The organism is Stenotrophomonas sp. SrG (assembly GCF_050031795.1).
Taxonomy (GTDB): Bacteria; Pseudomonadota; Gammaproteobacteria; order Xanthomonadales; family Xanthomonadaceae; genus Stenotrophomonas; species Stenotrophomonas rhizophila_A.
The window spans coordinates 1-245 of the sequence record NZ_JBNBBE010000805.1 but is presented as its reverse complement, the minus strand read 5'-3'; the positions used below and the strand labels follow the sequence as shown (position 1 = coordinate 245).

At 66.9% G+C, this 245-nt stretch carries 1 protein-coding gene; it reads right to left on the bottom strand.

All coding sequences use genetic code 11. From position 1 onward, the window contains the following. The coding region (locus tag ACQG3P_RS21785) for a hypothetical protein (RefSeq protein WP_426806215.1) at positions 1–245 on the bottom strand (245 nt) is incomplete at both ends.

The window sequence follows — 245 nt, the reverse complement described above, 5'->3', positions numbered from 1 at the left end:
TCTCTTCGGCCACGATCTCTTCGGCGACGATGTCGAGCGGCGGCGACGGTTCCGCGGCAGCTGCGTCCGCAACCTCCACCGTGTCCGGCAGGGTGTGCTCGTAGAATCGCGACAGATCGTCCGCACCCGTCAGCTCCACGGTTTCCAGGCCTAGCTGGACGATGGGGGCGTCCACGGTTTCCGGCGTGGTATCGACCGGCGGGCTGGACGGCGCGTCGAACGGAGTCACCAGTTCGGCGTTGAAG